Origin of the sequence: Sphaerotilus natans (assembly GCF_900156335.1) — a bacterium.
GTDB lineage: Bacteria > Pseudomonadota > Gammaproteobacteria > Burkholderiales > Burkholderiaceae_C > Sphaerotilus > Sphaerotilus natans.
This window is the reverse complement of the sequence record NZ_FTMZ01000014.1, coordinates 83,223-109,490: the sequence shown is the minus strand read 5'-3', so window position 1 is coordinate 109,490 and position 26,268 is coordinate 83,223. Positions and strand designations below refer to the sequence as shown.

Here is a 26,268-nt window from a genome sequence, read left to right as displayed (position 1 = left end):
CCGCTGGCGCTAAGCTGCGCCGTGCACCCACCTGAGGAGACCCCGATGAACAACAGCCACGACAGCCTGTCCGATCCGATCCTGCTGAGCCAGCGCGATGCGCACGGCGTCGTCACGCTGACCTTGAACCGCCCCGAGGCCTTCAACGCGCTGTCGGAGGCGATGCTGGCGGCGCTGCAGTCCGAGCTCGACGCGCTGGCCGGCGACGAGACGCTGCGTGCGGTCGTGCTGGCCGCCTCCGGCCGGGCCTTCTGCGCCGGCCACGACCTGAAGGAGATGCGCGCCGAGCCCGCGCTGGACTACTACCGCGACCTGTTCGGCCGCTGCGGCCGGGTCATGACGACGATCCAGCGCCTGCCCGTGCCGGTGATCGCCAAGGTCCAGGGCGTGGCCACCGCCGCCGGCTGCCAGCTGGTGGCGGCCTGTGACCTGGCGGTGGCCGTCGAGCGCGCGCGCTTTGCGGTCAGCGGCGTCAACCTGGGCCTGTTCTGCGCCACGCCCGGCGTGGCGCTGTCGCGCAACGTGCCGCGCAAGCAGGCCTTCGAGATGCTGGTCACCGGCGAGTTCATCTCCGCCGAGGAGGCGCGCCAGCGCGGCCTGGTCAACCGCGTGGTGCCGGCCGAGGCGCTGGACGCCGAGGTCGCCCGGCTGGTCGACAGCATCCTGGCCAAGCCGCGCACCGCCATCGCGATGGGCAAGGCGCTGTTCTACCGCCAGCTCGAGATGGGCCAGGAGGCCGCCTACCAGAGCGCGGTGCAGACCATGGCCTGCAACATGATGGACGACAGCGCGCTCGAGGGCGTGCAGGCCTTCATCGACAAGCGCGATCCGGCCTGGAAGACCGCTGGCTGATGAGCATCGCGCCAGCGATGCAACCCCCTGCCGATGAGTGCCCGCTGGCTACACTGCCCGGATGACCTCCCCGACCCCCAAGCGCCGCCTGCCGATCGGCATCCAGACCTTCGCCAAGCTGCGTGAGGACAACTGCTACTACGTGGACAAGACGGGCTTGGCGATCGACCTGATCGAATCGGGCTCTGCGTTTTTCCTCAGCCGGCCGCGCCGCTTCGGCAAGAGCCTGCTGGTGGACACGCTCAAGGAGCTGTTCGAGGGGAATCAGGCGCTGTTCACGGGGCTGGCGGCCGAGACGCGCTGGGACTGGACGCGCCGGCATCCGGTGATCTGCATCAGCTTCTCGGACGGCGTGCTGCAGAGCCGGGCGTCGCTGGACCAGCGCATCGGCGAGATCCTGCACGAGGCGGCGCAGGATCTGGGCGTCGAGCCGGGTGCCGCGGAGTCGATCGCGGGCCGTTTCAGCGAGCTGATCCGCCGGGCGCATGAGCGGCATGGAGAACGGGCCGTGGTGCTGATCGACGAGTACGACAAGCCGATCCTGGACAACATCGACCAGCCGGAGACGGCGCGGGCGATGCGCGAGGGGCTGAAGAACCTGTATTCGGTGCTGAAAGGGGCTGATGCGCACCTGAAGTTTGTCTTCCTGACCGGCGTGTCGAAGTTCAGCAAGGTCAGCCTGTTCTCGGGCCTGAACCACCTCACCGACATCACGCTCGATCCCGAGTACAGCGCGCTGTGCGGCTACACCGACGAGGATCTGGACACCGTGTTCGCGCCCGAGCTGCCGGGGCTGGACCGCGACGAGATCCGCCGCTGGTACAACGGCTACAACTGGCTGGGCGAGTCGGTCTACAACCCGTTCGACGTGCTGCTGCTGTTCCGCAAGCGGCGCTTCAAGCCGTACTGGTTCGAGACGGGCACACCGACCTTCCTGGTGAAACTGCTGACCGAGCGGCGGCAGTTCACGCCCGATCTGGGACGGCTGGTGGCGCCGGAGACGCTGCTGTCGACCTTCGACGTGGACACGATCCCGACCGAGGCGCTGATGTTCCAGGCGGGGTACCTGACGATTGCCTCGGAGCACGCCCGGCCGGGTCGGACCGACTTCCAGTTGAAGTACCCGAACCAGGAGGTGCAGGCCAGCCTGAACGACGTGCTGCTGCAGTCGCTCTCAGGCGACCTGTCCGCCCCGGGGCCGCAGATCAGCCGGCTGTGGGATCTGCTGGAAGCCGGCGATCCGTTGCCGCTGAAGGCGCTGTTCCACGCCTTCTTCGCGTCGATCCCGAACGACTGGTACCGCAACAGCCCGATCGCGCAGTTCGAGGGCTACTGGGCGAGCATTTTCTACAGCCATTTCGCCGCGCTGGGCCTGGACATCCGCGTCGAGGACACGACGAACAAGGGCCGCATCGACATGACGGTGCTGGCGTGCGGCGCGGTGTGGATCTTCGAGTTCAAGGTCGTGGAGCTGGTGCCGGAGGGGCGCGCCATCGCGCAGATCCGCGCCAAGGGCTACGCCGAGAAATACCGCGACCGGGGCGAGCCGGTGCACCTGATCGGCGTCGAGTTCAGCCGCGCGGAGCGCAATCTGGTGGCTTTTGATGTGGAGACCTTGTCCTGACATGGCGTGAACGGCTGGATCCGGTGCCGCCGCCTCGCACTGGGTCTTGCGCTGCGGTACGCATCAAGTCCTGGGCACGGACGGCCGAAACAACCGGTCGTCCCGTCCTCAGGAGTCCACGATGGCGACCGAGACCGATCTCGTCCACTGCATCTACGCCAGCTCGGCCACGCATCCCTTCTCGTTCGACCAGCTGGTGGAGCTGCTGGCGGTGGCGCGGCGCAACAACGCCGCGCTGGGCGTGACCGGCATGCTGCTGCATGACCGGGGCAGCTTCTTCCAGGTGCTGGAGGGCGAGGCGGCCACGGTCGACGCGCTGTACATGCGCATCGCCGCCGATCCCTGCCATGCGGAGATCGTGCGCATCATTCACGAGCCGGTCGCGCGACGCAGCTTCGGCCAGTGGTCGATGGGCTTCGTGCAGGTCGACGACGAGCTGCTGCGCAGCGTCGAGGGTGCCAACGACTTCTTCCGCGGCGGCACCGCGCTGAGCGCGATCGACAGCGGCCGCGCGCGCAAGCTGCTGCAGGCCTTCGGCGCCGGCCGCTGGCGCCGGCGCGATGGCTCCGCCTGAGGCCGGTCATGGACCGCTCGGCCTTCTCCTTCGCGTTCCAGCCGATCGTGCATGCGCCGAGCGGCCGCGTCTGGTCGCACGAGGCGCTGATCCGCGGTCCGGCGGGCGAGCCGGCCGGGCAGGTGCTGTCGGGGCTGGACGAGCCGGCGCTGTACCGGCTCGATGCGAACGGCCGCGGCCGCGCGATCGACCTGGCGGTGCGGCTCGGGCTGCAGGGGCGGCTCAACCTCAATTTCCTTCCACGCAGCCTGGGTGAGGACGACGAGGTGCTCGAGGCGATGTTCCTCGCCGCGCAGCGCCACGGTCTGCCGCTGGAACGGCTGGTGCTGGAGGTGACCGAGAGCGAGGCGATCGGCGATCTGGCTGGCTTCGCGCAGCGCATGCGCCGCATCAGGGCGCTGGGCCTGCAGCTGGCGATCGACGACTTCGGCGCCGGCCACTGCGGGCTGAACCTGCTGGCGGAGTTCCAGCCCGACCTGCTCAAGCTCGACATGGCGCTGCTGCGCGGCATTGAGCGCAGCGGGCCGCGACAGGCCATCGTGCGTGCGGTGCTCGGCGCCTGCCTCGACCTGGGCATCGATGCGGTCGCCGAGGGCGTCGAGACGCTCGAGGAATACCGCTGGCTGGCTGGCGAGGGCGTGGAGCTGTTCCAGGGCTACCTGTTCGGCCGCCCCGGCTTCGAGGCGCTGCCCGCGCCCCGTCTGCTTCACATGCCGGCGTAGTTCGGGCCGCCGCCGCCTTCCGGCGTGACCCAGACGATGTTCTGCGTCGGGTCCTTGATGTCGCAGGTCTTGCAGTGCACGCAGTTCTGCGCGTTGATGACGAGCTTGTCATGGCCGTTGTCGGTCTTGACGAACTCGTACACGCCGGCCGGGCAGTAGCGCGTCTCCGGCCCGGCGTAGACAGCCAGGTTGGTCTCGACCGGCACGCGCGCGTCCTTCAGCGTCAGGTGCGCGGGCTGGTGTTCCTCATGGTTGGTGTTGGAGACGAACACCGAGCTGAGGCGGTCGAAGCTGATGACGCCGTCCGGCTTCGGATATTCGATCTTCTCGCACTGGGCGGCCGGCAGCAGGCGCGCATGGTCCGGTTCGGTGCGGTGGATCGTCCACGGCGGGGCTTCCATGCCGAACTTCGGCAGCAGCCAGTGCTCGATGCCGGTCATCAGCGAGCCGACCCACACGCCCTTCTTGAACCACTGCTTGAAGTTGCGCGAGCGGTCGAGCTCCTTGTGCAGCCAGCTGGCCTCGAAGGCCTCCGGGTAGGCGGAGAGCTCGTCGCCCTGGCGGCCGGCGGCCAGCGCGTCGAAGGCGGCCTCGGCGGCCATCATGCCGGTCTTGATCGCGGCGTGGCTGCCCTTGATGCGCGCGGCGTTCAGGTAGCCGGCGTCGCAGCCGACCAGCGCGCCGCCCGGAAACACCGTCTTGGGCAGGCTCAGCAGGCCGCCGGCGGTGATGGCGCGTGCACCGTAGCTCAGGCGCTTGCCGCCCTCGAGGTACTGGCGGATCGACGGATGCGTCTTCCAGCGCTGCATTTCCTCGAAGGGGCTCAGCCACGGGTTCTTGTAGTCCAGGCCGACGACGAAGCCCAGCGTGACCTTGTTGTCCTCCAGGTGGTAGAGGAAGCCGCCGCCGTAGGTGTCGGGCTGCATCGGCCAGCCGGCGGTGTGCACCACCAAGCCCGGCTTGTGCCTGGCCGGATCGATCTCCCACAGCTCCTTGATGCCGATGCCGTAGCTCTGCGGATCCCGGCCCTCGTCGAGCTGGAAGCGGGCGATCAGCTGCTTGCCCAGATGGCCACGCGCACCCTCGGCGAACAGCGTGTACTTGCCGTGAAGCTCCATGCCGATCTGGAAGGCGTCGCTGGGCTCGCCGTCCTTGCCCACGCCCTGGTTGCCGGTGGCGATGCCCTTGACGCTGCCGTCGTCGTTGTAGAGCACTTCCGCCGCGGCAAAGCCGGGGAAGATCTCCACGCCCAGGCCTTCGGCCTGCTCGGCCATCCAGCGCACCACGCTGCCCAGGCTGATGACATAGTTGCCGGCGTTGTGGAAGCAGTCCGGCACCAGCGCGTCAGGCGTCTTGGTCGCACCGGTCTCGCTCAGGAACAGCACCTCGTCGGCGGTGACCGGCTGGTTCAGCGGCGCGCCGCGCTCCTTCCAGTCCGGGAACAGCTCGTTCATCGCGATCGGGTCCATGACCGCGCCCGAGAGGATGTGTGCGCCCGGCTCCGAGCCCTTCTCGATGACCACCACCGAGAGTTCCTGCCCTTTGGCGTTGGCCAGCTGCTTGAGACGGATGGCGGCAGCCAGTCCGGCCGGGCCGGCGCCGACGATGACGACGTCATATTCCATCGCGTCGCGCGGGCCGTACTGGGCGAGGATCTCCTGGGGAGTCATGGGGTTGTCCTGTGTTGTTGGAGCGGCGTGAATTCTAACGGCCCGGCCACGAAAAAAGAACGATCGTTCTTTTTAGTGGCGATGCGGATGCACCACAGCGCGGCGCGGCGCGGGCGTCGCGAGATGCCCCTGTGCACGCGGCTTTTTCCGTGCACCTGGTACCGGGCGATATTTCTATTCTTCCGACATCAGGCGCAGTCAGTGCAAACCCGGAGGAGTCCGGTCGATCGGCGAGCGCCCAGGCAACAGGAATAGTGTCATGCTGGGACTGCTGGTTTCCGAACTGGTCGGGATGGTCGAGGCGCGCCATGGTGCGGTCATGGCCGATGTGCTGATGTTCGCGACCGATGTGCCGGCGCGTGATCCGGTCCAGCCGCTCGACGGCTATCCGGCCGAGCAGCTCGAGGTGCTGATCGACGCGCTGGCGAGGCGCACCGGCGAGGCGCCGCGCCCGCTGGTCCGGTCCTTTGCCTCGCGGCTGGTGCGGCGCATCCAGCATGTGCATCCGACGATCTACGAGCGTCACTCGGACCTGCTGGAGCCCTTGCTGCTGCCGGCCGAGGACCTGTCGCTGGCGCCGGTGCGGCCTGCCAGCGATCTGGCCCGCCGCGAGATCGAGATCCTGTTCGGCGATCGCCGGGAGGTGCAGCGCCTGGTCGACGGACTGCAGCAGGACATCGCCCGCTATGCGCCGCAGTGCCCGGCGGGTGCGGGGCGCCATGCTATCGTCAGCGACCCCCCGAAGCGCAAGTTTCGGCAGATTCCCACCTGACCAGGAGCATGTCATGAGCTATTCGATCGACCTGTCCGGCCGTGTCGCGCTGATCACCGGCGCGTCCAGTGGCCTGGGCGCCCAGTTCGCCCGCGTGCTGTCGCAGGCCGGTGCCGCGGTGGTGCTGGGCGGCCGCCGCTCCGACCGGCTCAAGGAGCTGCGTGCAGAGATCGAAGGTCAGGGCGGCGACGCCCATGTCGTCGAGCTCGATGTCACCGATCTCGACAGCATCAAGTCGGCGGTGGCGCATGCGGAGACCGAGGTCGGGGTGCTCGACATCCTGATCAACAACTCCGGCGTCAGCGCGACCCAGAAGATCCTCGACGTCACGCCCGACGACTTCGACTTCATCTTCGACACCAATGTGCGCGGGGCCTTCTTCGTGGCGCAGGAGGTCGGCCGGCGCATGGTGGCGCGAGCCCGCGGCGCCGCGCCCGGCACCTACACCGGCGGGCGCATCGTCAACATCGCGTCGATGGCCGGCCTGCGCGTGCTCAGCCAGATCGGGCCCTACGCGATGAGCAAGGCCGCGGTCATCCACATGACCCGCGCGATGGCGCTGGAGTGGGGCAAGTTCGGCATCAACGTCAACGCGATCTGCCCGGGCTACATCGACACCGAAATCAACCACCACCACTGGGATACCGAGGCCGGCCACAAGCTGGTCAACATGCTGCCGCGCAAGCGCTTGGGCAAGCCCGAGGACCTCGACCTGGTGCTGCTGATGCTGTGTGCCAACGAGAGCCACTTCGTCAACGGCGCCATCGTCCAGGCCGACGACGGCTTCGGTCTGTGAACCCGGAGGCGACCCGATGATCCGACGCACGCTGACCGCGCTGGAAGCCCGCATCGTCGCGGTGCTGGTCGAGAAGGAATCGACCGTGCCCGACACCTATCCGCTGTCGCTCAACGCGCTGTGCGCGGGCTGCAGCCAGAAGACCGCCCGCGATCCGGTCATGAGCGTGACCGAGCCGCAGGCCCTGGCCGCGATCGAGGAGCTCAAGGCGCTGAGCCTGGTCGTGGAGATCAGCGGCACGCGCACCGTCAAGTTCGAGCACAACCTGGGCCGCGCGCTGGGCGTGCCGGGCGCGGCGGTGGCGCTGCTGGCCACGCTGATGCTGCGCGGGCCGCAGACCGCCGCCGAGCTGCGCCTGCACAGCGAGCGGCTGCACCGCTTCGCCGACGTGTCCTCGGTCGAGGGCTTCCTCGACGAGCTGGCGGGCAAGGCCGAGCCGATGGTGCGCAAGCTGCCGCGTGCGCCGGGCGCGCGCGAGTCGCGCTGGGTGCACCTGCTGTGCGGCGAGGTGCAGATCGAGGCCGCTGGCGCCGAGCCGGGCGCGACGGCCGCCGCCGCGGCCGACGCCGGCCTGGCCGAGGAGGTCGCGGTGCTGCGCGCCGAGGTGGCCGAGCTGCGCGCGCGTCTGGACCGCCTGGCCGCCGCGCTGGGCACCGAGGTCTGACGCACGACAGCGCATGAGCGGGCTCGAGACGGCGCTGCTGGCGCTGGGGCTGGCGCAGTCCGGCCTGCTGGTCTGGCTGCTGCTGCGCCCGGCGCCGCCGGCCGCGGCGGATCCGCAGCTGGAGGCCCGTCTGGCCGAGCGGCTGCAGGAGCTGAGCGACGCGGTGATCGACGCCGGCCACGCGCACAGCGAGCGCGTCGAGCGCGAGCTGCGCACCGAGGTCCAGGCCAGCGCGCGCGGCCTGCGCCAGGAGTCGAACGCGCAGCTCGCGCAGCTGCAGCGCCTGCTGATGACCCAGTCGGGCGAGGCGCTGCGCACCCAGGACGAGCACCTGCACCGCCTGGCCGAGGCCAGCGAGCGCCGGCTGCAGGCGCTGCAGCAGACGGTGGAGCAGCAGCTCGACCAGATGCGCGCCACCGTGGACGACCGGCTGCAGTCGACGCTGGAGACGCGCCTGGGCGAGAGCTTCCGGCAGGTGGCCGAGCGGCTCGAGCAGGTCCACCGCGGCCTGGGCGAGATGCAGACGCTGGCGCAGGGCGTGGGCGACCTGCGCCGGGTGCTGGGCAACGTCAAGACGCGCGGCATTCTCGGCGAGGTGCAGCTGGCGGCGCTGCTGGAGCAGGTCTTCACACCGCAGCAGTACGCCACCAACGTCGCGACCGTGCCGGGCAGCCGCGAGCGCGTCGAGTTTGCCATCCGCCTGCCCGGGCGCGGCGCGCTGCCGGGCGAGGCGCCGGTCTGGCTGCCGATCGATGCCAAGTTCCCGCGCGAGGACTTCGAGCGGCTGCTCGACGCGCAGGACCGCGCCGACCGCGATGCGGCCGAGTCCGCCGCGCGCGCGCTGGAGGCGCGCATCCGCGACGAGGCGCGCACCATCGCCACCAAATACCTGGCGCCGCCGCACACTACCGACTTCGCGGTGCTGTTCGTGCCGACGGAAGGGCTCTACGCCGAGCTGCTGCGCCGCCCCGGCCTCTTTGAGCGGCTGCAGCGCGAGCACCATGTGACGCTGGCCGGGCCCACCACGCTGCTGGCGATGCTCGGCAGCCTGCAGATGGGATTCCGCACGCTGGCGCTGGAGCAGCGCTCGACCGAGGTCTGGAAGATCCTCGGCGGCGTCAAGACCGAGTTCGCCCGCTTCGGCGAGGTGCTCGAGAAGACGCGGCGCAAGCTGCAGGAGGCCAGCTCCAGCATCGAGTCGGCCGAGGTGCGCACCCGCGCGATGGCGCGTCAGCTGCGCTCGGTCGAGGGGCTGGAGGCGCCGCCCGAGGCGCCGGGTCTGCCCGGCGACTGACGCGCCGGGTCGATCGCGTCGCGCAGGTCGGTGGCGACCGGGCAGGGCGCGCCGGTGATCCAGGACGCCAGCACCTCGCCGGCCAGCGCCGCGCTGGCCAGCCCGCGCGAGCCCAGGCCGGCGAGCAGGTAGAGCCCCCCGTGTTCGTCATGCAGCCGTGGGCGCAGCCGCAGCGCATCCAGGCGCTGGCGCCCGGTCGCGGCGGCCGCCTGCAGCGCGGCCTCGTCCACCGGCGGCCCGGCCAGCGGCAGCCGGTCCGGCGTGACCGCGCGCCAGCCGACCCGGCCGGTCAGACCCTCCAGGTCGCCCGGATCGTGAGGCGTGAGGCTCGGCTCGATCAGCCCCAGGCGCTGTGCGCGCTGCAGATTGTGGTGGTGGTCGGCCGCGCGCACCTGCGGGTCGGGGTCGTCATGCTGGGTGGTCGCGCCGGTCAGCACCCGGCCGTCGGGCAGCGCGAGCGCGTAGCCCTGGCCGGAGAGCGGGCGCAGCGCCTCGGGCGCCACCCGCAGCCCCGGCCAGCCCGCGGGCAGCACCGTGGTCTGGCCACGCACCGACGCCAGCGACAGCCGGGCGCGCTCCGCCAGCAGCGCCGGGCTGCCCAGCGCCGCCGCGACCACCAGCACCGGCGCGGCCGCCAGCACCCGGCCGTGCGCATCCAGCGCCTGCCACAGGCCGCCGTCGCGCCGCAGCCGCTGCACCGCCAGCCCGCCGCGGAAGGTCGCGCCCTGCAGCATGTGGCGGCTCCAGTCGGCCGGCGAGAGCCAGCCGCCCGAGCCGAACTGCCAGCCGCCGGGGCCACCGTGGGGCAGGCCGCTGAAGGCGGCGGCCGCCGTGCCGTCCTGCCAGTCGATCCAGTCGGCGGGCAGACCGACGGCGGCGAGCTGCGCGCGGGCTCGATCGTCGTCCAGCCGCGGCTCCAGTCGCAGGAAGCCGTCGAGCCGGCCGGCGACCTGGCCGCTGGCCAGCGCCGGTGCGGCCAGCCGTGCGGTGCGCAGCGCGGCAGTGCGGAACCAGCGCGCGTGCAGGCTGTCGGGCGCGTTGAAGATGCCGTGCATCAGCCCGCCGGGATTGCCCGAGGTCTCGGCCGCCGGCGTGGCCTGACGGTCGATCACCTCCACCTGCCAGCCCTGGCGCAGCAGGCCGTGCGCCGCCGCCGCCCCGGCCAGACCCGCGCCGATCACCAGCGCCTGGCGCGGCCCGGCGTGCGGCGGGCGCCACGCGGCCGGGCGCGGCGGCACGAAGCGCGGCGCGTGCCGCGCCACCGTGATGTCGCGCTTGCCGCCGAAGCCGGGCGCGTGCTCGACCTCGAAGCCGATCGAGGTCAGCCCGTCGCGCACCGTGCGCGCCGCGCTCCAGGTCGCGGCGGTGGCGCCGGGCGCGACCAGGCGGGCCAGCCGGCGGAACAGCTCGGCGCTCCACAGCTCGGCATTGCGCGCGGGCGCGAAGCCGTCCAGGTAGAGCGCATCGGCCTCGGCCTGCAGCCCGGGCAGCGTCTGCAGCGCGTCGCCGAAGACCAGCAGCAGCTGCACCCGGCCCGCCTCGAAGTCGAGCGCGTGCAGGTCGGGCGTCAGCGCCGGCCACTGCGCGATCAGCTCGGCCGCCAGCGCCGCCTCCTCGCTGGCGCGGTGGACCCGCTGCAGATCCTCGCGCCGCAGCGGATGCTTCTCCAGCGAGATGAACACCAGCCGCTCGCAGCGCTGCGGATCCGCCCGCCAGGCCGCCCAGGTGGCGAGGAAGTTGTTGCCCAGGCCGAAGCCGGTCTCCAGGATCACGAAGCGCTCGCGGCCCTGCCAGCGCTCGGGCAGGCCGTTGCCGGCCAGGAAGACATGGCGCGCCTGCGCGAAGGCGCCGGCGGCGGTGTGGTAGACGTCGCCGTAGTCGGGCGCGCAGGGCGTGCCGTCGGGCCGGAGATCGACGCGGGCGGGGGAGATCGGGGCAGGGGCGTTCATCGGGGCGGCATTGTCGGGGATCGCGGTGCGGCCCGGACGGGCAGGGCACACTTGCGGCTTTTGCCTTTGGCTCCTGCATCCCGACATGACATCGAACCGCTCTCCGAACCGTTTGTTCTCCCGCTCCCTGCTGATGCTGGCCGGCGCCGGCACGCTGGCCCTGACGCTGGCCGGCTGCTCGGCCGAGCCGGCCGACACCCACCCCGATCAGCCGGTGACGAAGCGACGCGAGATCTTCAAGTCCTTCACCCGCAGCTTCGAGCCGATCGGTCAGGTCGCGCGCGACCGCAAGCCCTACCAGGCGGCCGAATTCCTGGCGCAGGCGCAGGCCCTGCAGAAGCTGGCCGATCAGCCCTGGGCGCTGTTCCCGGCCGACAGCAACTACCCGCCGACCCGGGCGCTGTCGGCGGTCTGGGACAAGCCGGCCGAGTTCGCCCAGGCCAGCGCCGACTACCGGCAGAAGGTCGATGCGCTGGTGGCCGCGGCCCAGGGCTCCGACCTGGATCGCATCAAGGCGGCGGTCAGCCAGGTCGAGGGCAGCTGCCGCAGCTGCCACGACGCGTTCCGCAAGCCGTGAGGCGGCGCTCTCTGGGACAATCTGTCCCATGAGCGACCTCCAGAACATTTCCTCCACCTCCGCCTCCGCTGCGCCGAAGATCGGCTTTGTCAGCCTGGGCTGCCCGAATGCGTCGGTATCTATACCGCGCACAGCGGAATGAAAAAGCCCGCTCGAGGCGGGCTGATTCGGGGATGGATCACTTTCATCGACCGCTAACGGCCATGGCTCCAGCCAGATCGGGTGCGGCCTCGGCCAACGTCTCGGCTGTGTTGATGGTCTCGAGCCAGCCCTGCGCCTCCCAGTAGCGCTCCAGCGCGCCGCGCAGCACAGCAGCGCATTCCCAGGCCACCTCATCACCGGCTGCGATGATCTGGCCCTGCTCGTCGACGATCGCCAGCCGGGCCGGCTTGCCGGCGACAGTCGCCTGCAGCGGTTTGGTGATCGTCGCCGAGAGACGGATTCCGCGGTCGATCATCATCGGCGCCCCCCGCGCAGCATCTCCGGCAGCCGGCCGGTCTGCATGGCCTCCGTCGAGACCTGCGCGCACAGCGTGGCGACCTCGGCCGGCGTGATGCTGGCCACTGCGGTCAGCACGTCGGCCGCGTGCAGAAGCTGCTCGCGATCGGCGTCGGTCAGCACCGGCCGGCCGTCGGGCGTTCGGGTGTTGATGAGGTGCTGCAGGTGGTCGAGGATCGGGTCGGTCTCGGCCACGCCGGTCCCGGTGATGCGCGCCATCATGGCGCCCGTGATGACCGCCTCGCACCAGTCCTGCAGCGCTGCGGCGCAGGTGTCGGGGTTGTCGAGTGCGTGCACGATCTGCTCGTACGTCATGTCCAGCTCCTCGACGATCGAGCGCTTCAGGAGCGGCGTGCCGAAGATGATCTGGTGCGGATGGCGGCCGTGCACGAGGGCCGCTGCGGCTGCTGTGGTGTGGGTGGTCTTCATGCTGCACCGCCTTCCTGCTTTTGGCACTGCTCGGCCGATCGTCCCGGGCACTGGCTGTCTGCGCAGCCGTCCGGGCCGCAGCGGCAGGGGCGCGCCGGCTCGATCTGCGGCGACTCATCAGCCAGCCGGCTCGCCCCGCGCGACTGGCACGCATCGCCGCAAGCTCCACAGCCAGCCAGGCCATTCGCTGCGAGCACTGCGGCCTCGACGGCTCGGGCAATGCGCGTCGATGTGGTGCCGTCACGTCGAGTGGCTGCCCCAGGCGACGCCTCTCGCACGATGTCGCGGATCTGCTCATCCGCCAGCGTCACAGCTGGCCGCGCCCGGGCCATTTCGAGGACATCCTCGAGATGGTCTGCGGGCCGCGGCGTGCCAGCATAGAGCTTCGTGCGGACGGGCAGCGAGCCGTAATCGCCCATGACGCACCGGCCGTTCTTGGCCTGGCTGCAGCCGCAGGCGCGGATCTCCAGCGCCGGCTCGGCCGCTGGTTCCAGCTTCGCGAGGCAGTCGCGCTTATGCAGCATGTCGACGCCAAGCTCAGCGGCCGCGAGCACGGTCACATGCCCGTTTGCCTCTTTGCGCATGACTGTCGCATGTAGGCGGCCATCAGTGATGCAAGCGCCAATGACCATCGGCTCTGCCAGCCGCGCGGCCAGCGCGTCGCGCTCGCGGATCACCCGCTCGGTCATTTCAGCGATGCTCTCGTTCGGCCCCGCCCCGCCAAGCTCTCGCGTGCGGATGATCCAACTTACTTCTTTGCGCGTGCGGTCAGAGATCGCGCGTTGCCGCTTTTGCAGGCGCTGCAGCTCTGCTGAGGCATGTGCGCATGCTGCTGATGCTGCGATGTAGTCGTCGGCGATTGCCCGGTCACCGGCCGACAACCCGGCCTCCGGGACGGAGTGACACTTGATGAAGGCCGCGCGGTCCTCTTTGAGCAGCTTGCGCGCCAGCGTCAGGCCGGCGGCGATAGGGGTGATGTCGGGCATCTCACACCCCCTTCAACGGCTGTTTCGCCTGCGCCAGCACATCGGCGGCGAAACGCAGATCGGCATTCACTTCATCGCTGGCGCAGGTGCTTGCCTGCAAATGGCCATGCCAAGCCAAGCGGTCCATCGCCTCGATCAACATGACGGTGCGGCACTCTGTCTCGTGCAGCTTGAGCTTCAGCTCCTCCACGATCCGCTCATGCTCAACACGGTCAACCAGGTCAAGCAGCACGCCGCCGAACAGGCCGACTGCTGTCTCTGCTCTGCTGCGGTCGATGTACAGCGACAGCTCTCGGTCGCGATGGATCGGGTGACGCACTGCGTGCGCGATTGATGGGATCGGCTGGTTCATGTTCATGCCTCCTTGACCTCGAATTCACTCAGCGTCTTGCCCGCCTCAAGCTCGGCGCGGATCCACTTCGGCTGCAGGCCGCGGCCCGACCAGGTCTCGCCTGTCTTTGGGTGGCGGTACCGCACACCCGGCCCGCTCTGGCGCCGCCGCGCGGCCGATTCAGCCTGCCGCTGGGCCTCCGTGAGGCTCGATGCCGCCGCTTCGCGCGCCGCGTAGTACGCATCCCAGAAGTCCCGCGCCAGCTCGTCGAGCTGCCAGGGCAGCACGTCGCGGGGATGGGGGTTCTCGACACCGCACAGCGTGAGCAGTTCCAGCGGCAGATGATCCGGTGGCAGACGGGGCTGCTCACTGCCGAGCCGTGTGCCAAGAGCGATGACCTGGTCACGCAAGTCTGGTGCTGGTGCTGGTGCTGGTACTGGTGCTGGTGCTGGTGCTGGTGCTGGTGCTGGTGCTGGTGCTGGTGCTGGTGCTGGTGCTGGTGCTGGTGCTGGTGCTGGCGGCGCGTCCTGCTGCTCTGCAGTGGCCGGCGCCTCGAACAGGTCTTGCGTGGCGGGGTCGCGATCTGCCACAGCGTCAGCATGCTGCTCGTCCTCGACCGGCACGCCCGCCGGCAGCAGCGCGATCAGGTCTTCCTGAGAGGCCACCTCGGCGCGGTAGTCCTGGCAGACATGGCGCAGGGCCTGGGCTGCACTGCCGGCCCGAACCAGCCGGGTGCCGGAGGGATGCCGCACGACGTAGACGCGGCGCTGTCCTGCAGAGCGGCTCATGCGTCGGCCCCTTCGGCAGCAGTCGCAGCCGCCTCAAGCTGTTCCAGGGCCGTCATCGCCTGCTTGTGCAGATCGGTGGCCTGCTCATCGGACACGATGGGTACCGGCACGAACAGGATGCCCGCGCTCGCCATCGCGTGAGCGGCCTCGAGGGCGGCGCGCAGCTTCACGGGGGATGCTCGCTGCGGCCGGATGGTGGAGATGGCGGGATTCACTCTGCGTCTCGCTGGTGTCTGGGGATGCTGACCGTCTCGATCAGCGTCACCGCGTTGAGGGGGATGTGCACGCGGCCACCGCGTGCGGTCGGCATGCCGGCGGTCAGGGCGTAGACGATCACCGGATCGCCCCGCCGCAGGCCCGCGGCCTTGGCCTTCGCGGCGACCCGGTCGGTCTCGGTGGGCTCCAGGTCAGGGCGGGTCGGGCTCCAGATCGCGGCCCATACGGCATGCTGCTCGCCTTGGTCCACGACCACATGCACCGAGGGCCGGCCGTCTGTCGTCTGCCGGTACACCGCATCGCCCTGCAGCCTGCCGACCACGCGCAGGCCCTGCCGCGGCACGAGAGAGATGCTTGGCGTCATCCGCGCCGGTCCGGTGGCGCGCGTCAGCAGGCGGGCCTTCGCCTGGTCAAGCAGGTGCTGGGCGATGGCGTCCATGTCACATCTCGCCGAACAGGATGCGGGCCGGGATGTTGCGCTCGCTGACCAGCTTGTCCAGTTGGTCGATCAGGTCGTTGGCTGCCGCCTCGGCGATTCGGTGGGGGCGCACCAGCTCGAACCAGAAGACGACCTTGCCCTCCTTGGCGCGGTAGCGCAGCTTGGCCTCGATCTGGTAGCGGTCGCAGCCCCAGTAGACCGGGATGCCGATGGCGAAGCGGTTGAACACCTCGAGCTGCGAGACCGTGCCGGTGTCGCTGTCGGCGACGTAGTTCAGGCGCACGCCACCGTCCTGCAGGCGCACCGCCGACTTGATCGACATCTCCTGGCGGATCTCGAAGTCAGTCGCGAGCTTCAGCATGTCGGCGCCGGTCGGCAGGCCGGGCACGCTGGCGATGTCAGGCAGCTGGTCCTCGATCCAGGCTGCGAAGTCGCCCTGGGCGCGGGCCTTGCCGTTCGCGTCCGACCAGGTCTTCCACTCGACCGAGTGCCGCGGCGTGTACTCGGCGGTGTGGCGGCGCCAGTGCGGCACTTCCCGCGAATGGTCATCGATGACCGCACGCAGGCTCAGGGCCGCTGTCATCGGGTCCAGCTTGACCCAGACCACGGTTGAGCCGAACTCGGCATGGGTCTCCAAGTAGTCCACGAAGCTCGCCAGGGTCTGGAAGGTGGCCTTGCCGCGCTTGGCGCGCGGCACCATCAGCAGCTCTTCCGTGTCGCGCGTCTGCAGATTCCAGCCATCGGGCACCGCGAATACCCGGCGCTCATCGCCGGGCTGTACGGTCGGGCCGATTTCTCGAGTGAGCGGGAAAGGCAACTGCTGGTTTCTCAGCAGTTCAGCGGCATCGATCTTGATTTCGGGGCTCATCGTGGGCTCCAGTGGGATGGTGGGTGTCGGCTCAGCCGACGGTCTTGATCGGGGTGACATCCGAGCTGACCTGGCGCAGCTCGAGCGCGGCCTGGCGCGGGTCGCTGGTGTGCAGGTCGCCGGCGTCGTCGGCGAAGAGCAGCACGTCGGCCGGCGCCGGCTTCGGCGTCTTGACGGTGTGCTCGGCGCTGATCTGCAGCGCGCCGCCGCGGCTGGCCGGCTTGACGGTGACCTTGATCGTGAGCGAGGCGGCCTTGCCGTGCTCCTGGGCTTCCTTGACCGCGTTGGTCAGGTCATCGTCGAGCCGGGAGAGGTAGGCGCCACGGTCGATGTGGGCGAGGGTGCGGGTGATGTTGCTCATGGGTTCGGGGCAGTGGGGATGTCAGGGGGTGGCGTGACGCGGCCATGGCGCGCTGGGCTCAATCCCTGCTGGGCGGTCTCGGGCTTTGGCAGTGCGCCCCAGGGCGCCGCGCCAACTCGACCACGCCGCGCGCAGCTCAATGAAGGGGGAGAAGTGCTTGCGCCGCACCGCAGCGGTCTGCAGGTTGGTCCGGGCCACGACGCTGACCTCGCCGGTGATCGCTGGCCGCAGAGCCAGCGACCACAGCAGTGCGGCCAGCAGCTCGACTAGGCAGGCCGACAGCAGCTGCACCGAGGTCTGCACCGTGCTGGCATCAGCGCCGGTCAGGCGAGAGATGGCCGCGGCCGCCGGATCAATGCGTGCCGCATCGCGGCGCGCATCGGACTGGCTGGCCTGCTGGGTGAGCTGCTCGCGCAGGGCGTCGGCGCGCCGCGCCTCGGCCAGTTCGGTTTCCAGTTCGGTCACCCGGGCTCGGGCGGCCGTGGCGCGGCCCTGCAGGGTGCTGCAGGGCTTGGCGCAGGTGATCGCCGCGGTTCGGGCCGCAGCCTCGGTGCGCTGAGCAGCCCCCAGAGCTGCGGCGACCGTCGCGGTCGGCCTGGCGGTGATCGACTGGAGCTGATCACGCAGCGCGGTGACGGTGGCCACCTCGGCGACGTGCTCGGCTCGATGCTCACCCGCCCGGTCGATCGCGCTGGCGAAGTAGCCGGCGTGGCCGTAGACCGTCACCGCCAGGCAGGCGCCCCAAAGCGCACGCCCTACGGCTGTGCGGGTCAGGGCGGGCAGGACGTGAGCGCCGGCCGTGACCGCCACGCCGATGGCGCCGAACAGCACCTGGTCAGCCGGCGTCACCGCGCGGTCGAGCGCGCTGGCCACGGACATGCCAATGCCGATGCTGCTGGTGCAGACCGCGGCGGTGAGCAGTGCAGGGTGTCGCATCGCGCGGCTCAGCAGTGGGGGGCGTACTCGACGCGGGATTCGCCGACCACGCTCGGGCACCGGGCAAAGTCCATGGCGCCGGCACGCAGCACCGGTGGGCGGTCCATCGTCATCGGCAGGTCCTCGAAGCGCGGCACTCTGCGGTAGGGGTGCGGCACGACAGGCCGGGCCGGCTCCTGCGCCGTGTCGTCGTCGGGCGGGGTGAGGCGGCGCAGTTCGGACATCCCGAAGGCCGTCAGCGTCATCTGCAGCCGCGCGGGCTTGTCGTTGGCGCCGACGCAGACCTTGGACACCATGCGGCTGGTGTCGATCACGCTGACCAGGCTGCGGTCGATCATGGTCTGCACGCGGGTGACCCAGCCGCCGCTGATGTGCGGCGAGTAGATGTTGCTCTGGATGAGCTGATCGACGGTGATGGCGCCGCGCTGGCGCACGAGCTGCAGCACCGCGTGCTGAGGGCTGTTGCGTTTGACGACGTACCGGGTGATGTGCTGGGCCATGTCAGAGGACTCCGAATGCGGTTGCGGCGAGGACGCTGAGGAACAGGAAGGCAATCACCACGTCGGCCATGGCGTAGCTCTTCACGCAGGCCCAGATTCGCGCCATGCGGCTGGGCCGCGACAGGCGGCGAGTGGGCGTGCGGCGCACGGGCTCGGCGTCGGCTTGCATGTGGCGGCCGATGTGGTCCCAGCAGCCGGGCTCTTGAACACCGGCCTCGTAGCCGGCGGCCTGGTGCAGGTGGTAGATCTCGGCGCTGCGAGCGCGCGGGGCGCTGCTGTCGCGCGAATCAGGCAGGCGGGCAGGGAAGGCCATCAGCGGATCCTCCAGCTCGCCAGGGCGATGGCGGCGCATCGCTCGGTGTCCAGCTCCAGCGCGGTGCTGCGGGTCAGGTCGCAGAAGGTCACGCGCATGCTGTCGGCGGCCAGCCACTTGCCAACCTGGGCGCCTTGGCCGTCGATCGCTGTCGAGACGATGACGCAGGGGCGGGCAGCCTTCTGAGCGCCTTCGCAGTCGGCTCGCGCGGCGTCGGCCGCTGCGGCCAGCGTGCCCGGGGGGCCGGGGCGGTGGCTGATCACCACGTCCTGGGTGATGGCCTCGGCCAGGCTGACCGGCGACAGGGTGCCGACCGGCTGGCCGACCAGCCCGGCGCGGATCTGGTTGGCGCGGGCCGGCGCCATCGGGGCCGGCTCGGCGTCATCGCCGCCACCGCCACCACAGCCGGCCAGCGTCAGCACGCAGGCCGACAGGGCGGCCACCGCCGCCACCCGCCAGAACCCACGCCAGCAGCTCACCGCCAGTTGGGCGCCTGGGCTCTGCATGGCCGCGGCCAGGTCGGCGCGGATCTCGCTGGTGTCGGGCTCGGTGTAGCCCGCCTCAGCCAGCACACCCCAGTCGGTGAGCCGCTGCTCGATGCGGTGCACCTGGAGCGCCAGCCGCTCCTCGGTGTTGCGCTGCACAGGCTGCAGCGCCGTCTTCGTCGTCGCCATCTTCGTCCCCTTGCACCGGGCTTGGTGCATGGAACGAATATTAGGCCCTGCCTAACTGTTTGACAATAGGCGGCGCCTAATTTTTACGCGAGGGCCCTCTTTGGGGGGATGCCGCAGAAGCGGGCAGGCGCGCGTACTGCAGCCAGGAGGTGCCAAGTGAAAGATGTGAACGATCTCAAGGAAGCGCTCTTGATCCTGCTGTGGCGCGCCGCAGACACCTCGACAAGGGCGCAGGTGCTCACGGATCTGCAGGGGCAATGTGCGATGGCGCACATGACAGACGACGCTGACGCGGTCGCGGCGGAATGGCTCTCTGATCTGCTCAGGAGGGGCGTGCCGATGTCAGGCGAGACATCGACACCGCGAAAAGCAACTGGCTAATTCTGGAGGCCCAATTGTTTTCTAATCTTAATGATGCATGCCTCTGGGTCAGGTGTGGCTTTACATTTTTCTTCTTCTGCTTTTGCCGTCTCCTGAATGACTTGATCTATTTGAGACCGAAGTTCTTCAGTGCTGCTTGCAGGGGATGCTTTTTTCATGGCCTCAAGAAGAGGTGATTTCTGCTTGGGCTGCTCAACTTCTGCCGGTTGAATCTGTTTGGCTTCATTGCTGTTGGCTGCAGCCTTTATTTCTTCAGTCTCTGAATGAATGTTGTAAGCCCAAATTGACCCAAGTATTAAGATGATTGCCGCAATTACATATTCCGGCTTCGTTGGTTTTTTAATCATGATTCTCCCATTGTGATTGGTCATTGACGGACGGAACGTCGCCCGATTCTTCTTTCTTCAATGCTCACAGCAACAATTTCCCCGCCAGACTTGCTGGTGATGTGGGCATAGGCAGGGTTTATTGCCGCGGCCACCCATTCGCCGTTTTGCTCTTCTCTGTACTCGCGGACATACATTCGCCCCGTCGCGTCGCGAACGAGAACAATGTCAGTTGGCATCGGCTGAATGTTCCGCTTCATTTTCGCCATGTCGCCCTGGCTCAAGATGTAGGGGGCCAGAGCCCAGTCCTGCACCTCAATCCAGAACTCGTCTGGTGTCTCGCGCAAAGTCAGGTCCTCCCAAGAGATTGGTCTAGGATCCTGTACTGTATTTATTTCCAGTGCTCCAGGTGAACCGCGCGAATCGGCGGGGAGCTGAAACGGAAAAGCCTCTAGCCCCCAGTGCTCTGGGCCGACTACATCTGAAAAATACCGCCAGAGAGCTGCCAGTTTCTCCTTGTCGATCGTCCCACGCTTGACCCAATCGATTACGGAAGGAGGCTTGACCCCCATGTGTTCCGCAAGGGCCTTCTTCGTGACGTTCTTGATCTTGCGTGCGGACTCGATCGCCGCGCCGAGGTCTTGGCCTGTGAGCATGGCCCAATCTCCACTTTTTCACATCAAGTAGGCAATTCCTATTGCCAAAGATTAGGCGGCGCCTTATCATGAGCGCATGGAACATCCGATTGATCAGCTTGGGGGGACGAGTGCCGTGGCAGGGCTCGTCGGCGTCGCCTCTGCCACCGTATCGGGCTGGCGGAGGGACGGGATACCGATCAAGAGATGCGTGACGCTTGAGCAGAAGACCGGCGTGATGCGGTGGGCGCTGCGCCCGGGCGACTGGTGGGAGATCTGGCCCGAGCTGATGGCGCGCCCTGATGCGCCGGCGATGGATGTGTGCATGCCGGCCTCTTCGGAGCCGGCAAATGAAGATGAAGGGGCGGCGCGATGACCGCCCCTCAGGCGCCGTTGATCAGCCGTGGTTCACACGATCTGCAGGTTCGCCAAGCGCTCCAGCCGCTTCTGGTACGCGGTCCAGTGCGCAGCCGAGTCTGTCGGGATGCATCCATCGTTGTACAGCCAGACCTTCGTTTCGCTCCACTCGCTGCCGGGCGCGCACAGCGCCTGCAGGGTCGCGCTGGTCAGCGGCGACTTGAAGCGGATCAGGTACGGGTCTTCGTACTTCACGTAGGCGCTTGTGTGCATCCCGACCGGCTTGTACTTCCGGTTCAAGACAGCCCATCGGCCGTCAGCCTGCCGCTCAAGGCAGTAGGGAAGAAAGACGTGTCTGAACTCGCTCATAACCAACCTCCTGAAGGTGATGTGATGGAAAGAACCGTGGTTCTCGTGGCGCCCCAGGGCGCCGGGAAAAGTCTGCTTGCTTCGGAGCTGAAAAAGAAGTTCCGATGCACGGAAGTGGTGGATTTTTCCGATGTTGATCATCTGATCCCCGGCGCCTTGCACCTGGCGCACGAGGATGTCTCCGTGGAGACGGATGCCGCAGCACTCGTGATCCGCTGCCGCGACCGTGACGCGGTCGAACTGCTGCTCAACTGAACAGGCGGTCAGCATGAGCATCACCTGCAAGCTGCCGACTCGCCTGCCGGCGAAGGTCATCGGCAACACCCCCCTGTGCAACTGCGATGGTCAGCCGCACTTCGGCCTCAACCTCGAAGTGCAGGGGGAAGTGCTGCGCCTCCTGCTCACGCAGGAAGACCTGGTGATGCTGATGACCGAAGTTCGTCGGTATGAAAGCCAAGGGGCGGCGCGATGACCGCCCCTCAGGCCTACAGCCTCAAGCTGGTCCTCGAAGACTCCGCGCAGATCCAGGCTGAGCTGAAGTCATTTGCCGATGCGGCGGAGCGTTCGCTCGAGATCCGCAATCGACTTTTCGAAGCCCTTCAGCCCGGCAGTCAGCTGCTTGGCATCGACGTCGATGACCGTGCCACAGACGCAGGTGAGCTTCGGATTCGTCTTCAGCTTTCTGATCGTCTCCGCGCGCTTGCGGCCGCATGACGGGCACGGGATGTCGATCTTGTGGTCGTCCAAGTTCATGGGTAGCTCTCCCAAAGTTTCAGGCGGTTGCTGGAACTTCCATTCTGCGACTTTGGGCAGAGCGCCCGCCCTTTCGAGGCCCGGCCAGACCCCCCGCATGCATGGGGCGTGCGAGTGGTCACATCACCTCTCTTCGGACCCGGCCGGGCCTCACCTCGACTGCTGCTGCTGGATCCGACCGCTGATGGCGGTCGCCAGTCTTGACCCGTCCGCTCGCCGGACGGGTCTCTTTTCCGTTCGGAGCGCTGCTGCCTCCCCTCGAGGGGTTCGGGGGACCGCGCATGGTCAGGGAGCTGCAGCGCTCCACCCAACAGCGCTGTGCCTGCGCTGTGTCTCGCCGCAGTCTGGAGCGACTGCGTTCATCGCCCCGGTGCGCCGCCTCCAGCGGCCCCGGGGCGGCTTTTTCCCCGGGGACCACTGACAGGCCAGCACCACCAACCCCCGGCCACGAGACGCGCCACAGAGCACGCCGGGCACGGGTCGAGACACAAACGACATGGCACACCAACACGACTACCCGGAGGCGACGCCCGAGCTCATCGAGCAGGCGCTGTCGCACATCTCGCCAGACTGCGGGCACAACGAGCGCGCCCGCCTGGCCATGGCGATCTACAGCGAGCTCGGCGAGCGCGGCAAGGACATCTGGATGGACTGGGCCGGCTCACGGTCCAAGCTTGACCTGGCCGAGGACCGCAGCACCTGGCGCAGCGCGCGTGCGGTCACCCGCGTGCGCATCGGCACGCTGTTCGGCGTCGCGAAGGACAACGGATTCCGCTTCCCCGAGGCCGGCGAGCGCGCGGCCCCGCCGGACCCGGCCAAACTGGCGGCCGATCGCGCCCGGAAGGAGGCCGAGCGCCTGCGCGCCGAGGCCGAGTACCGCGAGCGCGCGGACCGCGCAGCCCGGGATGCACGCGAGCTCTGGAGCGACGCCCAGCCGGCCACGCTCGAGGGCGCGCCGTACCTGACCCGCAAGGGCCTCGCGCACGCGCACGGGGCCCGCATGCTGCGCGATGGCACGCTGCTGGTGCCCATGCTGTCGATCGCCGATGGCGTGCTGCTCAACGTGCAGCGCATCGGCGCCGAGAAGCGATTCCTGCCGGGTGGCCGCAAGTCGGAGCTGGCCTATCTGCTCGGCCTGGCGGGGCTCGATCAGCTCAACCACGCCAGCGTGGTGCTGCTGGCCGAAGGCTTCGCGACCGCCGCCAGCGTGCACGAGGCCACCGGCCTGCCGGTGCTGGTCTGCTTCGACGCCGGCAACCTGGTCAAGATCGCTGCGGCTGTGCGCCAGCGCTGGCCGGCGCTGCCGATCGTGGTCTGTGCTGACGATGACCGCCAGACCGCCGAGCGCGCGGGCAAGAACCCGGGCCGCGAAGGCGCGATGGCCGCGGTGCGCGCCGCATGCACCGAGACCGGCCTGGCCGTCATGGTGCTGCCCACCGATCTGCCGGAGACCGGCACCGACTTCAACGACCTGCACCAGGCGGTCGGCCTCGATCACGTCGAGGCGCTGATCATGCCCGTCGTCACCGACCTGCTGGACGAGGCAGCAGAGATCGCCGCGCCGTCCCTGCCGGCGCCAGCCATTGAAGGGGGAGAAATGCCCCCTGCAGCACCTGCAGAGCCCGAATCCCCCCCCTCGTCGGCCTCCGGCGAGGACGCGAAGAAGCCGTCCCCGAAGAAACGCAAGGCCGCATCCAAGCCGGCACGCCGCGAGGGTGAGGAATGGGAGGATCAGCTCATCACTCGCAAGGGCGAGCTGGTGGACTGCCGCGAGAACATCTTCCTGATCCTCTCGCACCACCCCGACTTCTGCGGTCGCATCGCCTTCGACGAGTTCGCCTACCGCCTGACCAAGCTCGAGCCGATGCCATGGGGGCCCGATCTGGGCGAGTGGACCCAGAACGACGACTTCTCGCTGGGCCTGTGGCTTGCCAAGAACTTCGGGCTGATCATCAAGGGCGAAGGCACGCTGGCGGCGGGCGTCGCGATGGTGGGCATGGCCAACAAACGCCACCCGGTCCGCGACTGGCTGCAGTCGCTCCAGTGGGACGGGACCGAGCGGCTCGGCCACTGGCTGCACGAGTGCCTCAGCACCCGGGACGACACGTATCACACGATGGTCGGCACTTGGTTCCTGATGGGCATGGTCCAGCGGGTGCTGGTGCCCGGATGCCAGATGGACCACATGATCATCCTCGAGGGCAAGCAGGGCCGGCGCAAGTCCAGCGCGCTGCGTGTCCTGGCCGGCGAGTCCTTCGCCGACACCCCGCTCAAGATCGGCGACAAGGACGCAGTGCTCAACTTGGCTGGCGTCTGGCTCTACGAAGTCGCCGAGCTGGATAGCTTCAACAAGGCGGAGGTGACCGCCGTCAAGCAGTACGTCACCAGCCGCGTCGACCGGGTCCGTGAGCCCTACGCGCGCCGCGCCGTCGATCGACCGCGGTCCTGCGTGCTGGCAGGCACCACCAATCAGGACGAGTATTTCAAGGACCCGACCGGGGCGCGGCGCTTCTGGCCGATCCGCATCCGGCGCGACCTCGATCTGGACAAGCTCGCCGAGTGGCGGCCGCAGCTATTCGCCGAGGCCATGCACCGCCTGGCTGCCGGCGAGCGCTACTACCCGACCCGGGAAGAGGCTGAGCAGTACATCGAGCCCGAGCAGCGCGCCCGCGAGATCGAGGACCCATGGATGACCCGCGTGCACGTCTGGCTCGATGACGAAAGCGAGACGGGCGGCTACTACCACGCCAACACCAGGCAGGTGCAGCACGCCTACACCTCGCTCGAGCTGCTGACCCGCGCCCTCAACGTGCAGATCGACAAGATCGACAGCGGTCGGCAGATGGCCTCGCGCATCGGCGTGATCATGCATCGGCTCGGCTGGGCGAAGAAGCGCGACGCAGCAGGCGATCGCGGGTACCGCTACATCCGCCCCGGATACACACCCTCGGGCACGCCGATCGCGCCCCGTCCCCGCGAATCCGTCCAAGCGTCCAACCCTGGGGGTCTGGGGGTTGGACGTGTGTAAGTCGTTGATTCGTATGGGTTCCGTCCAACCGTCCAACCGTCTAACCGGTTTTCTCCTGCGCACACACGTAGGCGTGCGTGCAGGTGCGGGCGCACAGGTGCGCATGTGTGCATGTGTGGGTGTGCATTTCATGCCTAGACGCTTGGACGGTTGGACGGAAGTGAATGAAATCAATAAGTTAGATCCGTCCAACCCCAGACCCCCCAGGGTTGGACGCTTGGACGGATCGAAGAGAGGTGCTGGTGCTGCTGGATCTGAAGAGCCCGGAAAGCATCGCGGCCTGGGTGTTGACCTGGCCGGAGCGGCACCGGGTGCAGTTGCGGTGCATGTGGCGGCTGTGCCCGGACTTCCGGGAATCGATCGAAGCTGGAGCCGCACTGGCGGCCTCCAGAACCGCGCAGGAGGCCGCGCAGAGCCCTCCGAAGGGGATGGACGATGAAGATGACCGCTGAAGGCGCTGACGCGCTGCGAGGCGTGTTCTCGGGGCTGGTGGACAGCGAGTTCTTCGGAGGCATCGCCGATGCCCTGACGCAGACCGGCCGCGACGCCGAGAAGGCCGTGATCGCCGAGATGCGGACCCAGTTCGACAGGCCGACCCCGTTCGCGCTGGGCTCGCTGTTCCTGGTGCCCGCCACAGCTCAGAAGCTGGTGGCCGAGCTGGATGTGAAAGATCGGGCGGCGTACTTCATGCGCCCGCAGACCCAGGGCGGCAGCCGCAAGGCAGCCAAGGCGATCGAAGACACGCTCCAGAAGGCGGGGCTGCTGCCGGCGGGCTGGTACTGCGTCCCAGGCGCCGGCGCCACGCTGGATCGCTACGGCAACATGAGCCCCAGCCAGATCACCCAGATCCTGAGCCAGCTAAAGGTGCAGCGCGTGGGCGGCTTCGACCGTGCCATGAGCACCAATGCACGCAGCCAGATCAACGCACAGAGGCGGGCCGGCGGCCGCTTCTTCCTGCGCCGCGTGGGCGAGGGCAAAGCGCCTGGTGTGTACCAACGGGAGTTCATGGGCCGCACCGTCACGCCGGTGCTGGTGTTCGTGCGGTCGGTCCGCTATGCCCAGCGCATCAACCTGGAGCAGATCACCCAGCGCACAGTCGATCAGCGACTGACCTCCAACGTCATGCGCTCGCTGGCCAAGGTCGTGCAGCGACTCAACCGACCGGGCGCCCAGCGCTCGCTGTTCTGAGGGCGATCCCATGGCCAACGGAGACGCATGGCGCACCCCTGCCGGTGACATCGGGGTCGAGATCAACCGGCGCACTACATCGCAGGGCGACCTGGTCATCAAGGTGCTGCGCACCATGGCCTCCCCCTGGTGGCTGCAGGCCTGCGAGTACGGGTCAGGCGAGCTGACCCCTGAGCGCTCGAGGTATGAGGGCGCGCGCGGTGGCAGGGCAGGCGGCGCCGACCTGAGCGAGGCAACCCCGGCCGGCCCCGACGAAGAGCCCACGGCCTTCGATTTCCCCTGCGCCACCCCTTCGGCCCGGGTCCTTCCCACGACCTGCGCTGCGGGTAGTTCGACGCCCAGTGATTCCCTGTTCACAGCCCCTTCCAAGGGGGGTTCCGGTATCGGAGAGGTCTGAA

At 68.7% G+C, this 26,268-nt stretch carries 35 protein-coding genes; 16 read left to right on the top strand and 19 right to left on the bottom strand.

Translation table 11 applies throughout. The features are described from left to right. The first annotated feature begins 45 nt into the window (after window positions 1-45). The 4 genes from BW996_RS13450 to BW996_RS13435 all read left to right on the top strand — a co-directional run bounded on the left by BW996_RS13450 (window position 46) and on the right by BW996_RS13435 (window position 3,772). Window positions 46-852: an enoyl-CoA hydratase gene (locus BW996_RS13450; RefSeq protein WP_037478316.1), complete on the top strand. Its 807-nt coding sequence runs from the start codon at window positions 46-48 to the stop codon at window positions 850-852. A gap of 61 nt (window positions 853-913) precedes the next feature. Continuing rightward, the gene (locus tag BW996_RS13445) at window positions 914-2,476 is read left to right on the top strand and encodes a PD-(D/E)XK nuclease domain-containing ATP-binding protein (protein WP_076458949.1); all 1,563 of its coding nucleotides are present in this window, start codon (window positions 914-916) and stop codon (window positions 2,474-2,476) included. 121 nt (window positions 2,477-2,597) lie between these two features. After that, the gene (locus BW996_RS13440) at window positions 2,598-3,050 is read left to right on the top strand and encodes a BLUF domain-containing protein (RefSeq protein WP_037483769.1); all 453 of its coding nucleotides are present in this window, start codon (window positions 2,598-2,600) and stop codon (window positions 3,048-3,050) included. 8 nt (window positions 3,051-3,058) lie between these two features. Next, entirely contained in the window at window positions 3,059-3,772 is a 714-nt protein-coding gene (locus BW996_RS13435; RefSeq protein WP_037483771.1) for an EAL domain-containing protein, read from the top strand. Here the strand turns inward: BW996_RS13435 and BW996_RS13430 are convergent. Further along, on the bottom strand, window positions 3,757-5,442 hold the full coding sequence (locus BW996_RS13430; protein WP_037483773.1) for an electron transfer flavoprotein-ubiquinone oxidoreductase: 1,686 nt from the start codon (window positions 5,440-5,442) through the stop codon (window positions 3,757-3,759). The genes BW996_RS13435 and BW996_RS13430 overlap by 16 nt on opposite strands. 259 nt (window positions 5,443-5,701) lie before the next feature. On the opposite strand from BW996_RS13430, the gene BW996_RS13425 reads away from it, so the two are divergent. Genes BW996_RS13425 through BW996_RS13410 form a run of 4 tightly spaced genes read left to right on the top strand, consistent with a single transcriptional unit; the run spans window position 5,702 to window position 8,968 of the window. Next, entirely contained in the window at window positions 5,702-6,214 is a 513-nt protein-coding gene (locus tag BW996_RS13425) for a hypothetical protein (RefSeq protein WP_037483775.1), read from the top strand. Window positions 6,215-6,227: 13 nt separating this feature from the next. After that, window positions 6,228-7,010, top strand: a complete 783-nt coding sequence (locus tag BW996_RS13420) for an SDR family oxidoreductase (RefSeq protein WP_037483777.1) — start codon at window positions 6,228-6,230, stop codon at window positions 7,008-7,010. Window positions 7,011-7,026: 16 nt separating this feature from the next. Continuing rightward, entirely contained in the window at window positions 7,027-7,674 is a 648-nt protein-coding gene (locus tag BW996_RS13415; protein WP_037483779.1) for a YceH family protein, read from the top strand. Between the two features lie 13 nt (window positions 7,675-7,687). Further along, entirely contained in the window at window positions 7,688-8,968 is a 1,281-nt protein-coding gene (locus tag BW996_RS13410; RefSeq protein ID WP_051632101.1) for a DNA recombination protein RmuC, read from the top strand. On the opposite strand, the gene mnmC is transcribed toward BW996_RS13410, so the two are convergent. Then, window positions 8,905-10,917, bottom strand: coding sequence for a bifunctional tRNA (5-methylaminomethyl-2-thiouridine)(34)-methyltransferase MnmC2/FAD-dependent 5-carboxymethylaminomethyl-2-thiouridine(34) oxidoreductase MnmC1 (mnmC, locus tag BW996_RS13405; RefSeq protein WP_051632102.1), 2,013 nt, complete (start codon window positions 10,915-10,917; stop codon window positions 8,905-8,907). The two genes, BW996_RS13410 and mnmC, sit on opposite strands and share 64 nt — an antisense overlap. Window positions 10,918-11,029: 112 nt before the next feature. On the opposite strand from mnmC, the gene BW996_RS13400 reads away from it, so the two are divergent. After that, a complete protein-coding gene (locus BW996_RS13400; protein ID WP_051632103.1) occupies window positions 11,030-11,494 on the top strand; it encodes a c-type cytochrome in 465 nt (154 codons plus the stop codon). Between the two features lie 184 nt (window positions 11,495-11,678). Here BW996_RS13400 and BW996_RS13395 read toward each other — a convergent pair whose 3' ends face one another. From BW996_RS13395 to BW996_RS13335, 13 genes are read right to left on the bottom strand one after another with little or no spacing between them, the layout of a single operon-like run. Further along, window positions 11,679-11,954, bottom strand: coding sequence for a hypothetical protein (locus BW996_RS13395; RefSeq protein ID WP_051632104.1), 276 nt, complete (start codon window positions 11,952-11,954; stop codon window positions 11,679-11,681). Beyond that, on the bottom strand, window positions 11,951-12,421 hold the full coding sequence (locus BW996_RS13390; RefSeq protein ID WP_037483782.1) for a hypothetical protein: 471 nt from the start codon (window positions 12,419-12,421) through the stop codon (window positions 11,951-11,953). The genes BW996_RS13395 and BW996_RS13390 overlap by 4 nt, the downstream gene beginning before the upstream one ends. After that, complete coding sequence (locus BW996_RS13385; protein WP_037483784.1) at window positions 12,418-13,407, bottom strand: hypothetical protein; 990 nt, start codon at window positions 13,405-13,407, stop codon at window positions 12,418-12,420. The genes BW996_RS13390 and BW996_RS13385 overlap by 4 nt, the downstream gene beginning before the upstream one ends. A 1-nt stretch (window position 13,408) precedes the next feature. Next, window positions 13,409-13,759 (bottom strand): hypothetical protein, encoded by a 351-nt coding sequence (locus BW996_RS13380; RefSeq protein ID WP_037483787.1) that lies wholly within the window; start codon window positions 13,757-13,759, stop codon window positions 13,409-13,411. A 2-nt stretch (window positions 13,760-13,761) separates the two neighbouring features. Beyond that, the gene (locus tag BW996_RS22500; RefSeq protein ID WP_083701057.1) at window positions 13,762-14,526 is read right to left on the bottom strand and encodes an H-NS histone family protein; all 765 of its coding nucleotides are present in this window, start codon (window positions 14,524-14,526) and stop codon (window positions 13,762-13,764) included. After that, window positions 14,523-14,696: a DUF1382 family protein gene (locus BW996_RS13370; protein WP_162177941.1), complete on the bottom strand. Its 174-nt coding sequence runs from the start codon at window positions 14,694-14,696 to the stop codon at window positions 14,523-14,525. The genes BW996_RS22500 and BW996_RS13370 overlap by 4 nt, the downstream gene beginning before the upstream one ends. Window positions 14,697-14,737: 41 nt before the next feature. Beyond that, entirely contained in the window at window positions 14,738-15,181 is a 444-nt protein-coding gene (locus tag BW996_RS13365; RefSeq protein ID WP_037477796.1) for a hypothetical protein, read from the bottom strand. A gap of 1 nt (window position 15,182) precedes the next feature. Continuing rightward, on the bottom strand, window positions 15,183-16,049 hold the full coding sequence (locus BW996_RS13360; protein WP_076458948.1) for a DUF2303 family protein: 867 nt from the start codon (window positions 16,047-16,049) through the stop codon (window positions 15,183-15,185). Between the two features lie 31 nt (window positions 16,050-16,080). Beyond that, window positions 16,081-16,410 carry a YfdP family phage-associated protein gene (locus tag BW996_RS13355; protein ID WP_037477799.1) on the bottom strand — a complete coding sequence of 110 codons (330 nt, stop codon included), beginning with the start codon at window positions 16,408-16,410 and terminating at the stop codon, window positions 16,081-16,083. Between the two features lie 21 nt (window positions 16,411-16,431). Next, window positions 16,432-17,346 (bottom strand): hypothetical protein, encoded by a 915-nt coding sequence (locus BW996_RS13350; RefSeq protein ID WP_037477801.1) that lies wholly within the window; start codon window positions 17,344-17,346, stop codon window positions 16,432-16,434. An 8-nt stretch (window positions 17,347-17,354) separates the two neighbouring features. Then, on the bottom strand, window positions 17,355-17,846 hold the full coding sequence (locus tag BW996_RS13345; RefSeq protein WP_037477803.1) for a hypothetical protein: 492 nt from the start codon (window positions 17,844-17,846) through the stop codon (window positions 17,355-17,357). Window position 17,847: 1 nt separating this feature from the next. Further along, a complete protein-coding gene (locus BW996_RS13340; RefSeq protein ID WP_139330880.1) occupies window positions 17,848-18,159 on the bottom strand; it encodes a hypothetical protein in 312 nt (103 codons plus the stop codon). After that, a complete protein-coding gene (locus BW996_RS13335; RefSeq protein WP_076458947.1) occupies window positions 18,159-18,833 on the bottom strand; it encodes a hypothetical protein in 675 nt (224 codons plus the stop codon). The genes BW996_RS13340 and BW996_RS13335 overlap by 1 nt, the downstream gene beginning before the upstream one ends. Window positions 18,834-18,989: 156 nt before the next feature. On the opposite strand from BW996_RS13335, the gene BW996_RS13330 reads away from it, so the two are divergent. Beyond that, complete coding sequence (locus BW996_RS13330; protein WP_037477809.1) at window positions 18,990-19,214, top strand: hypothetical protein; 225 nt, start codon at window positions 18,990-18,992, stop codon at window positions 19,212-19,214. On the opposite strand, the gene BW996_RS21360 is transcribed toward BW996_RS13330, so the two are convergent. Next, entirely contained in the window at window positions 19,211-19,585 is a 375-nt protein-coding gene (locus tag BW996_RS21360) for a hypothetical protein (RefSeq protein ID WP_139330879.1), read from the bottom strand. The two genes, BW996_RS13330 and BW996_RS21360, sit on opposite strands and share 4 nt — an antisense overlap. Further along, on the bottom strand, window positions 19,582-20,196 hold the full coding sequence (locus BW996_RS22495; RefSeq protein ID WP_139330878.1) for a S24 family peptidase: 615 nt from the start codon (window positions 20,194-20,196) through the stop codon (window positions 19,582-19,584). Before BW996_RS22495 ends, BW996_RS21360 begins: the two co-directional genes overlap by 4 nt. A gap of 76 nt (window positions 20,197-20,272) precedes the next feature. Between BW996_RS22495 and BW996_RS13325 the strand changes: the two genes are divergently transcribed. Continuing rightward, window positions 20,273-20,551, top strand: coding sequence for a transcriptional regulator (locus BW996_RS13325; RefSeq protein WP_051631474.1), 279 nt, complete (start codon window positions 20,273-20,275; stop codon window positions 20,549-20,551). A gap of 32 nt (window positions 20,552-20,583) precedes the next feature. On the opposite strand, the gene BW996_RS13320 is transcribed toward BW996_RS13325, so the two are convergent. Further along, window positions 20,584-21,171: a hypothetical protein gene (locus BW996_RS13320; RefSeq protein ID WP_076458946.1), complete on the bottom strand. Its 588-nt coding sequence runs from the start codon at window positions 21,169-21,171 to the stop codon at window positions 20,584-20,586. Between BW996_RS13320 and BW996_RS13315 the strand changes: the two genes are divergently transcribed. After that, on the top strand, window positions 21,170-21,373 hold the full coding sequence (locus BW996_RS13315) for a hypothetical protein (RefSeq protein WP_037477813.1): 204 nt from the start codon (window positions 21,170-21,172) through the stop codon (window positions 21,371-21,373). The genes BW996_RS13320 and BW996_RS13315 overlap by 2 nt on opposite strands. A gap of 68 nt (window positions 21,374-21,441) precedes the next feature. On the opposite strand, the gene BW996_RS13310 is transcribed toward BW996_RS13315, so the two are convergent. Further along, on the bottom strand, window positions 21,442-21,654 hold the full coding sequence (locus tag BW996_RS13310) for a hypothetical protein (protein ID WP_037477815.1): 213 nt from the start codon (window positions 21,652-21,654) through the stop codon (window positions 21,442-21,444). A gap of 496 nt (window positions 21,655-22,150) precedes the next feature. On the opposite strand from BW996_RS13310, the gene BW996_RS13305 reads away from it, so the two are divergent. The 4 genes from BW996_RS13305 to BW996_RS13290 all read left to right on the top strand — a co-directional run bounded on the left by BW996_RS13305 (window position 22,151) and on the right by BW996_RS13290 (window position 26,267). Continuing rightward, complete coding sequence (locus tag BW996_RS13305; RefSeq protein WP_037477817.1) at window positions 22,151-24,682, top strand: VapE domain-containing protein; 2,532 nt, start codon at window positions 22,151-22,153, stop codon at window positions 24,680-24,682. A 236-nt stretch (window positions 24,683-24,918) separates the two neighbouring features. Then, a complete protein-coding gene (locus BW996_RS13300; RefSeq protein WP_037477819.1) occupies window positions 24,919-25,134 on the top strand; it encodes a hypothetical protein in 216 nt (71 codons plus the stop codon). Next, the gene (locus BW996_RS13295) at window positions 25,118-25,870 is read left to right on the top strand and encodes a hypothetical protein (protein ID WP_051631475.1); all 753 of its coding nucleotides are present in this window, start codon (window positions 25,118-25,120) and stop codon (window positions 25,868-25,870) included. Before BW996_RS13300 ends, BW996_RS13295 begins: the two co-directional genes overlap by 17 nt. Before the next feature lie 10 nt (window positions 25,871-25,880). Then, complete coding sequence (locus BW996_RS13290) at window positions 25,881-26,267, top strand: hypothetical protein (RefSeq protein ID WP_037477820.1); 387 nt, start codon at window positions 25,881-25,883, stop codon at window positions 26,265-26,267. The last annotated feature ends 1 nt before the right edge of the window (window position 26,268 follow it).